This window comes from Microcystis sp. LE19-8.1F, from assembly GCF_027531715.1.
Taxonomy (GTDB): domain Bacteria; phylum Cyanobacteriota; class Cyanobacteriia; order Cyanobacteriales; family Microcystaceae; genus Microcystis; species Microcystis wesenbergii_A.
The window spans coordinates 1-8,556 of the sequence record NZ_JAPZSO010000241.1; the positions used below are offsets into that span (position 1 = coordinate 1).

Genomic DNA, 8,556 nt, shown 5'->3' on the forward strand with positions numbered 1-8,556 from the left:
AGTAGGGTTGATTGATAGTAGGGTTGATTGATAGTAGGGTTGATTGATAGTAGGGTTGATTGATAGTAGGGTTGATTGATAGTAGGGTTGATTGATAGTAGGGTTGATTGATAGTAGGGTTGATTCATGAATCAACCCTACTTAATAAGGGGGGATTGAGGGGGGATCGAATTATCGGTTTATACAGACAAAGAGCAAAATAAAGAGAGGCTATAGGCTAATAAAAAATATGCCCCTTTTTGACAGAAAATATCTGGGAAGATTGCAACCAACGGGACTCAAAAGAACTGAGATGAGTGGTGGTAATTAAAGTTTGAAAACGGTCTTCGATCGCATCTAATAATTGATTTTGTCGTTCGATATCTAATTCCGCTAAAACATCATCGAGGAGTAGTAGGGGAGGTTCCCCGATAATCTGCTCTAATAACTGTAATTCCGCTAATTTCAAGGCTAAAACTAAGGTTCTTTGTTGTCCTTGGGAACCGTAGGATTTAGCGGGGTTTTGGTTAATTAAAAAATCCACTTCATCCCGGTGCGGACCGACTACCGATGTCCCTAGTTGTTTCTCTGCCAAACGACGGGTTTCAATCTTATCTAAAAAAGCCCTTTGTACCCCATTGACATCATCTTCTACCCAAGGCACATTGGGAATATATTGTAATTCTAAAAGTTCGGTTTTTCCGCTAATACTTTCGTGCCATTTTTGGGCTAAAGGAATTAATCTTTGCAGGACTCTCGCCCTTCTTCTCGTTACTCTTGAACCGGTTTCTGCTAGTTGTAAATCCCAGAGTTTTAGTTGGGATAAATCTCCATAAACTTTCCCCTCTAATTCCTGTTTACGAATCTCTTTTAAGAGGGCATTCCTTTGTCGTAAAACCTGATTATATTGCTGTAAAATATGAACGTATAGGGGTTCTAATTGAATTAACAAAGTATCTAACCAATCTCGGCGAGCTTCCGGACCACCGCGCACTAAATCCAGATCGAGACTAGAAAATTGTACCGCATTAATCACGCCCAAAAAATCGAGATGACGGCGCAGGGGTTGACGGTCACGGATCACGGTGCGACGACCGGAAGAACGGAGAATTAAACTTAATTCTGATGCGCCATAAAGACGATTAACCCTAGCAAAAATTCTCGCCTCTGAGTCCGATTCTAGCACCAGATCCCGATCCTTGCTGACTCGATGGCTCTTGAGAGTCGCCAAAAGTTCGATCGCTTCTAGTAAATTGGATTTTCCCTGAGCATTATTGCCCAATAATATTGTTTTTTTGGACTCGAATTTTAGCAACTGTTCGGCATAATTTCTAAAACTGTGAAGGTGCAGGTGTTCTAGATACATTGCAAGTTGGGGGTTGGGGAATTATGAAGTGGGGTGTGGGGTGTGGGCTTCGGCCGTGAGCTCAGCGTTCGACAAAAGCTCACGCCGAGGTCCGAACGGGTGTGGGGTGTGGGGGAGTGGGGGAGTGGGGAGAAAACAGCTGATCACTGATAACTGATCACTGATCACTGATAATGGCAGCGGTTGAGGGTTAAGTGAATTTGGTATAATTCCCCTTGACAATCAATATTTTATAGTAGCTTTTGCTTTGAAAATTCCTTTTTTGCCTTTAAAACAGATTGAAAGTCTGTATAAGCTCGCTTTGATTGCTATACTCGCTTTTGATGCTTCTGTTTCCCTCGCAGGACAATTTCCCGATGGCAGAATATTTTTTGAGAGTTCTCCCACTCTGGTTAATTTCTTCGCTACTTTCCAATCCGTGCGTACTTGGGGGGCAAAATACTATCTTACCATCGCTCTACCGCCGTCCCTCGGGGCGCCCTTGGGCAAAGTAACCCTACAACAGCAGCCTAATATTCAAACTATTGCTTTTCTTCTCGATCAAACCTTTGCTTTTCTTGGCGATCGCAATCAGCGAGGCGAAAAATTAACCCTAAAATCCACTACCTTTGACCCCAAGACTAAGACGATCACGGTCATTTTTGATCCTCCTGTCCCCCCCGGTAATACCGTTTCCATCGGTCTGAAACCAGTACGAAATCCCGATTATGGTGGTGTCTATCAGTTTGGAATTACTGCTTATCCCCCCGGAGAGAATTCCCCCGGATTAGATCTAGGAGTCGGACGTTTAGCAATTTATGAGGCTGGCGATCGCTGGTAGGCTGTTCCGCGTCTAAAAACATCAAGGAGAACTTCCCACCTCACCCTTGAGATAACTGCCCTAACTTTCCTGTCTGAGTTTTAGAAAAATTTAACTTTATTCAATCCATGAACATCTGTTCAGATGTTATACTAAAGTCAGTAAAGAAGTTCAGAGGTAGTAGCCATGATCGCTGTCACCACCATGAAGTGTGCTTGTGAATCCTGTTTGTGTGTAGTATCGATCGCCGATGCCATCGAAAAAAACGATAAATACTACTGTTGCCAAGCTTGTGCCGATGGTCACGTTAACGAGAAAGGCTGTGGACACAAGGGCTGTGGTTGCGGTTAAATTTAGTTAGGGTTTGCTGAATAAATCTAAAAACCTTTCAGCAAACCCTAGTATTGGAAAGAAGGGGAAAAGTATCGGAATTGATAACCGATCGGGAAAAAACATGGCCATAGAGAAAATAGCACCGGTTTGTGGGGAATCCCATCACCAAGGGGGGAAATTCCAGCACTTGCAGGGATTAGAACTAGAAAAAGCCCAAAAAATGGCCGAATTTTTCAGCCTTTTGGGGGATGCCAACCGCCTAAGAATTCTATCGCTTTTAGCCAAACAGGAATTATGTGTTTGTGACTTAGCCGACGACTTAGGGATGAGTGAATCGGCCGTATCGCACCAGTTAAGAACCCTAAGAGCCTTAAGATTAGTTAAATACCAAAAACAGGGACGGAGAGTCTTTTATCGCCTTGCCGATCATCATGTTCTTGACCTTTATTATGCGGTCTCGGAACATTTAGAAGAGCCAGCGGACGAGGATTAAAACAGTCCCAAAGCGGGTAAAACAAACTGTAAAAGCAGAGAACCAATCCCCTGCACCATTTGGTCTAATTGAGCGTTGCCACCACCTTGTTCTCGCGGTTTTAGGGCGATTTCCATGCCTTTAATAAAATTCTCTGCTGCTTCGTAACCGGGGGTGTTACCTTGCTGTTGAAAGAGAGTCGAAGCCATTTGAGCGTCCTGGGCTGCTAGCGCATTTTGTCCCAGACGATAGTGAGCCATAGCCCGGGCCAGATAAGCTGGAGCATATTCCGAGTTAATTGTCAAGGCCTTATTAAAATTTTCTATAGCGGCGCTGGTGCGTCCCTGTTTTCCTTCCACCATTCCTAGACCGTAGAATAGTTCAGGAGTACCGGCACTACTGGGAATTCCCACCGCACCCTGCACGTATGCAGTATCTAGTTTGGTGTTGTCGAGGTTAGCATTATTGAGATAAGCACCTCTTAAATCCGCACCCGTCAAGATTGCGCCAGTTAGGTTCGCTCCAGTCAGATTAGCACCAAAAAGAGAGGCTCCAGTTAAATTTGCCCCACTCAGATCCGCCCCACTTAAATTAGCTTGACTAAGATTGGCCCCGACGAGATTGGCCCCATTTAATTTTGCCCCGACTAGATTCGATTGCACTAACCCCGAACCGCTCAGATCGCATTGGGGACATTTTCGGGTGGATAATAATTGCTGTAGGTGGTTTAAATCTTCCGTCTGACCAACTAGGGACAAGTTAAGGGGAAGACTGAGGGCGAGGGTTAGGGCGATCAATTTGTACATAGTTTAAAAATAACTCTATTTATTATTACTGATAATACCCATTCGATCGGGGCTAATCGCTGAACTAGATTTTGCTTGAGAAATCAGCCCTTGTCAACTAAAATAGAAGATTAGAGGCTCTTAACGTCAGAAGAAGCGACAAAATCGAGATTTGTTACCTTTTCAACAGCAAGTTTTTTAAAGGAATTTCCCTATTTCATAATGACTACTCTACACGGTAATTGGCTGATTGGTTCGCAAGATAGTGTTTTTTTTCTTTGGGGTGAACAGTGGCAAGGGAAGGAATTAAGTGAAACAAAGGAAAATCATCCTTTTTGTCTAGAATCGGGGCAATTAGCCCAATTTATCGAAAAATTTTTCCCTCAGCTTGACCGGTATTCTCCAGAATCAATCAAGCTCAGTCTGCCTAGTTATTCTCCCCCCAGGAAAAAATATTTTTTACCGCTCCTGTCGGGGCAAATTCTCGAACCCACAGCTAAATCCTTGTCTTGGCAACCATGGCAGGTATCGGGATTAACTTTTTCTGCGGGGATGATAGTGCGGTTATGGGAGAAATTACCCCTAGCTAAGGCCGAATTTATCGGCAATGATCTACGATTTTGGCTGTATTTGCACCGTTGGAGTTTAGATTTATTAGCAAGGGGGAAATTTTTAGCGGGAATAAATCAGGGTGAAAGTTGCTGGTATCCCCTGCTGGATAGTACCATCGATCGCACTCGTTTAGCTAAGTTTATCCAAACCATCCCCCCGGTTTGTCTTGCCTATCAAGAAAATAGCGAACCACAAACAATTATTCTCGATTGCTTGAAAAATATTGTCGATGCTCGTTTGCGACAAAAGATAGATAGTAGTGTTAACATTTCCCCCTCATTGATGGTGAAACCCTGGCTACAATCTTTAAGCGGTGATAGTCATGACATTGCTTTAGAAGCCAAGAATTTACAGCGTCTAGAAAATGCTTATAATAATTGGGTGTTTCCTATCCAAGAAAGTTTAGTTAATGGCAATAATCGCCAATTAATCGAGAATCAATACCGTGTCTGTTTATCTTTACAACCTCCCAGTTTAGGAACAGTATGGAAACTCACCTATTATTTACAAGCGTTAGATGATCCCGAATTTCTCATTAGTGCCAAGTTGATTTGGTTAGAGGGCAAAGAAAGTTATCATAGTTATCAAAGAGTTGTCAATAATCCTCAGGAAATTCTCTTAAAAGGATTGGGATTAGCGGCGCGATTGTACGAACCGATTAGAATTAGTTTAGAGCAGAGACACCCAGAGGAATGTTCTCTTGATTCGATCGAAGTTTATCAGTTTATTCGCTCGATCGCTTGGCAATTGCAAGAGCAGGGATTAGGGGTAATTTTGCCAACGGGTTTAACTGCTGGTAGTCATGAACAAAGATTAGGAATTAAGATTGCTGCCAGTGTAACTCCCAAAAAAGGAGAAAGATTAAGTTTAACCAGTTTGTTAAACTTTCAGCTTAAATTAGTGGTAGGGGAACAGGAAATATCGAAAAAAGATTTTGATAAGTTATTAGAGAAAAAATCGCCAGTGGTGGAAGTGGGGGGCAAATGGTTAATCCTACAACCCAGCGATGTCAAAGCAGCTCAGGCAATTTTAAATAATACCATCGCTCCCCTTAATCTCTCGGTGGAAGATGCCCTGCGCTTGAGTTCAGGAGATAATAATCTAATTGCTAAACTGCCAGTAGTCAATTTCCAAGCGGAGGGAGCATTAAAGGAATTAATTGATAATTTAAATAACAATCAAGCTATTCAGTTAATCAACCCACCGCGGGAATTTCAGGGGGAATTACGTCCCTATCAAATCAAGGGAGTTAGTTGGTTAGCTTTCCTAGAAAAGTGGGGTTTAGGTGCTTGTTTAGCCGATGATATGGGTTTAGGAAAAACCCCGCAATTAATCGCTTTTTTACTAGCATTAAAAGAACAGGATATGTTAGTTAATCCTGTGTTAGTGGTGGCTCCCACTTCTGTGGTCAATAACTGGGAACATGAATTAAGAAAATTCGCTCCCACCCTGGCCGTTTTTGTGCATCATGGCGAAAAAAGATTAAAAGGTCAAGCTTTTGCTCAAGAGGTAAAAAATAAATCGGTTGTTATTACCAGTTATCCTTTAATCTATCGCGATCTGTCCAGTTTAGAAGCAGTACAATGGCAAGGTTTAGTTTTAGATGAAGCTCAAAATATTAAAAACTCTACGGCTAAACAATCCCAAGCAGTGCGAAAAATACCCGCAGGATTTCGGATTGCCTTAACGGGAACTCCCGTAGAAAATCGCCTGACAGAATTATGGTCAATTTTGGATTTTCTTAATCCCAATTTTTTAGGAACTCAAGCCTTTTTTCAGCGTCGTTTTGCCCTTCCCATTGAAAAATACGGCGATCAAGAATCCCTGCATAATTTGCGTTCCCTTGTCCGTCCCTTTATTTTACGGAGATTAAAAACCGATAAAAATATTATTGAAGATTTACCAGAAAAACAGGAAATGAATATTTTTTGTGGTTTATCGAAAGAACAGGGACAACTTTATCAACAATTAGTCGAGACAACCCTCCAGAAAATTGAAGAAACTCAAGGAATTCAGAAACATGGATTAATTTTAACCTTGCTAATGCAACTAAAACAAATTTGTAATCATCCCGCCCATTTTTTGAAAGAAAATAGTTTAGAAACCAGTCAAAGATCGGGAAAATTATTACGTTTAGAAGCCATGGTAGAGGAAGTGATAGCAGAAGGCGATCGAGCTTTAATTTTTACACAATTTGCCGAGTGGGGAAAACTCCTACAAACCCATCTCCAGAAAAAATTAGCCGAGGAAATATTATTTCTCTCCGGTTCTACTAAAGCAAAAGATCGGGTAGAAATGATCGAGCGCTTTCAAAATGATCCCCAAGGACCAAAGATTTTTATTCTCTCCCTCAAAGCGGGGGGAACAGGATTAAATTTAACCCGCGCTAATCACGTTTTTCATATCGATCGTTGGTGGAATCCTGCCGTAGAAAATCAGGCCACTGATCGCGCTTTCCGCATCGGACAAAAACGCAATGTTCAGGTACATAAATTCATCTGTACGGGAACTCTAGAGGAACGCATTAATGAGATGATCGAAAGCAAGAAACAATTAGCGGAACAAACCGTAGATGCTGGGGAAAATTGGTTAACAGAATTAGATACCGATCGCCTGCGAGATTTATTATTATTAGATCGATCGGCAATTATTGATGAAGAAGAAACCGATTAGAAGCGAACCACCTGATAAACCGTAGAACCATTCTCAAACAGGGGCCGATAGTAAATACCGCTGCAATTGTAATAAAGTGTATTGTCAGCCGTGATTGTGGTACAGCCGTCGGGAAGATAGGTGACAATCGCACCGATTGGAGGGGCCACCACCGTGTAGGAACTACCGCTAGGCTGAAGATAGATGCCGTCCGAGTAAATGTAGGAAGTGGAACCCACATAGACGGTATTGTAGTAGGGGGGGAGAGTAGCGAGCGCTGAACCGATGACTAAGCCAGTGGTTAACCCCACCCAACCCCAACCCGGGGGGACATAATAACCGCCACCGTACCAACCGCCACCACGCCAGTAACCGTTGCGATTATCGTCAATAAAGTTCTGACGGTTCTGTTGGCGATCACCAACCTGCTGCTGCCGTTCACCCTGTCTTTCGCTGCGTTCCCCTTGACGGATATCGGTTCTTTCGCTGCGTTCCCCCTGCCGGTTTTGTTGACTGGTTTGCCGTTCACCCTGTCTTTCCGTGCGTTCCCCTTGACGGGTTTGTTGACTGGTTTGCCGTTCCCCCTGTCTTCCAGAAAAATCTCTAGAGGGTTGGGAACGATTACTAAAATTCCCTCGGTTTTGCAGATCACTACTGCGGCTAACCCGTGGGGAAGCTCCACCACCGCCACGACTACCACCGCCACCGCCACGACTACCGCCACCACCGCCACCGCGAGCGTCCACATAATCCGTTACCAGTAAACTTGTACCCAAGAGGAGGGCGGCAAGAACACATAAGTTTTGACATAAAGCTCTTTTCATAGCCCGGACTCCTTGATTTTTTTATTCGCCTTGGCTGCTTATCTTCCCAGATTATTTTCTTTGACATACTCCCACCGTCAAGCTACGCTGTGACGGGGGATTCTTGACCTATCACTATCGGAAATTCCTTGTTCAACGAGACAGCTTAGATTCTCAATGTCTCCATTAAGAATCCAGAGACCGGACTCTCCCAAGGCGTTTGGGTCGGTTTCTGTTTGCCCAACAGTACCGTTGACACTTCGACTTCGCTCAGTGTCAATGCCGAGCGAAGTCGAGGCATTGAGATGATTTCCCAAATATTTCAACCCTTTTTTAAGAATGTTGATGGCTGCATTATGATCCCTATCCAAGACTGTTTTACAATTGGGGCATTGATGAGTTCTAGTGCTTAAGGTTTTTTGAACTCTCGTACCACAAACTGAACAATCTTGGCTAGTAAAATGGGGAGGAACAGCAACACAAACAATCTGATAAATCTTGGCAAAATAATTCAACCATTCGGTGAATTGATACCAAGAAGCATCAGAAATCGACTTGGCAAGCTTACGGTTTTTGACTAAGTTTCTTACCTTTAAAGCTTCATAGACTACCAAATCATTAGACTGGACTAACGCCAAAGCGTCTTTAATTGCTTTGTCTTTACGTTGTCTTGATACTTTCAGGTGAAGCTTGGCTACTTTTATCCGTTGCTTGTGATAGTTGTTAGACTGTTTCTTTCCTTGACGAAACTTTTT

Annotated in this window: 8 protein-coding genes; 4 read left to right on the forward strand and 4 right to left on the reverse strand. The window is 43.0% G+C overall.

Going from position 1 to position 8,556, the window contains the following annotated elements; genetic code table 11:
* Window positions 1–217: 217 nt before the first annotated feature.
* Entirely contained in the window at window positions 218–1,345 is a 1,128-nt protein-coding gene (gene recF / locus O9334_RS21720; RefSeq protein ID WP_002797623.1) for a DNA replication/repair protein RecF, read from the reverse strand.
* Window positions 1,346–1,592: 247 nt separating this feature from the next.
* Between recF and O9334_RS21725 the strand changes: the two genes are divergently transcribed.
* From O9334_RS21725 to O9334_RS21735, 3 genes are all read left to right on the forward strand, one after another.
* Window positions 1,593–2,165: a DUF2808 domain-containing protein gene (locus tag O9334_RS21725; protein ID WP_045358613.1), complete on the forward strand. Its 573-nt coding sequence runs from the start codon at window positions 1,593–1,595 to the stop codon at window positions 2,163–2,165.
* 165 nt (window positions 2,166–2,330) lie between these two features.
* Window positions 2,331–2,495 (forward strand): metallothionein, encoded by a 165-nt coding sequence (locus O9334_RS21730; RefSeq protein WP_072024807.1) that lies wholly within the window; start codon window positions 2,331–2,333, stop codon window positions 2,493–2,495.
* A 103-nt stretch (window positions 2,496–2,598) separates the two neighbouring features.
* Entirely contained in the window at window positions 2,599–2,970 is a 372-nt protein-coding gene (locus O9334_RS21735) for an ArsR/SmtB family transcription factor (protein WP_045358612.1), read from the forward strand.
* Here the strand turns inward: O9334_RS21735 and O9334_RS21740 are convergent.
* A complete protein-coding gene (locus O9334_RS21740; RefSeq protein WP_045358611.1) occupies window positions 2,967–3,755 on the reverse strand; it encodes a pentapeptide repeat-containing protein in 789 nt (262 codons plus the stop codon). The two genes, O9334_RS21735 and O9334_RS21740, sit on opposite strands and share 4 nt — an antisense overlap.
* A gap of 201 nt (window positions 3,756–3,956) precedes the next feature.
* On the opposite strand from O9334_RS21740, the gene O9334_RS21745 reads away from it, so the two are divergent.
* Window positions 3,957–7,019: a sll1366 family intein-prone helicase gene (locus O9334_RS21745; protein WP_288002486.1), complete on the forward strand. Its 3,063-nt coding sequence runs from the start codon at window positions 3,957–3,959 to the stop codon at window positions 7,017–7,019.
* Here the strand turns inward: O9334_RS21745 and O9334_RS21750 are convergent.
* A complete protein-coding gene (locus tag O9334_RS21750) occupies window positions 7,016–7,822 on the reverse strand; it encodes a DUF6515 family protein (protein WP_288002489.1) in 807 nt (268 codons plus the stop codon). The genes O9334_RS21745 and O9334_RS21750 overlap by 4 nt on opposite strands.
* Before the next feature lie 77 nt (window positions 7,823–7,899).
* A partial coding sequence (locus O9334_RS21755) for an RNA-guided endonuclease InsQ/TnpB family protein (protein ID WP_288002492.1) occupies window positions 7,900–8,556 on the reverse strand: 657 nt, incomplete at its 5' end.

What these genes read in the sequence shown, in the direction of transcription:
- recF (WP_002797623.1), bottom strand. Translation starts at nt 1,345, where the DNA reads ATGTATCTAGAACACCTGCACCTTCACAGTTTTAGAAATTATGCCGAA.
- O9334_RS21730 (WP_072024807.1), top strand. Translation starts at nt 2,331, where the DNA reads ATGATCGCTGTCACCACCATGAAGTGTGCTTGTGAATCCTGTTTGTGT.
- O9334_RS21740 (WP_045358611.1), bottom strand. Translation starts at nt 3,755, where the DNA reads ATGTACAAATTGATCGCCCTAACCCTCGCCCTCAGTCTTCCCCTTAAC.
- O9334_RS21750 (WP_288002489.1), bottom strand. Translation starts at nt 7,822, where the DNA reads ATGAAAAGAGCTTTATGTCAAAACTTATGTGTTCTTGCCGCCCTCCTC.
- O9334_RS21745 (WP_288002486.1), top strand. Translation starts at nt 3,957, where the DNA reads ATGACTACTCTACACGGTAATTGGCTGATTGGTTCGCAAGATAGTGTT.
- O9334_RS21735 (WP_045358612.1), top strand. Translation starts at nt 2,599, where the DNA reads ATGGCCATAGAGAAAATAGCACCGGTTTGTGGGGAATCCCATCACCAA.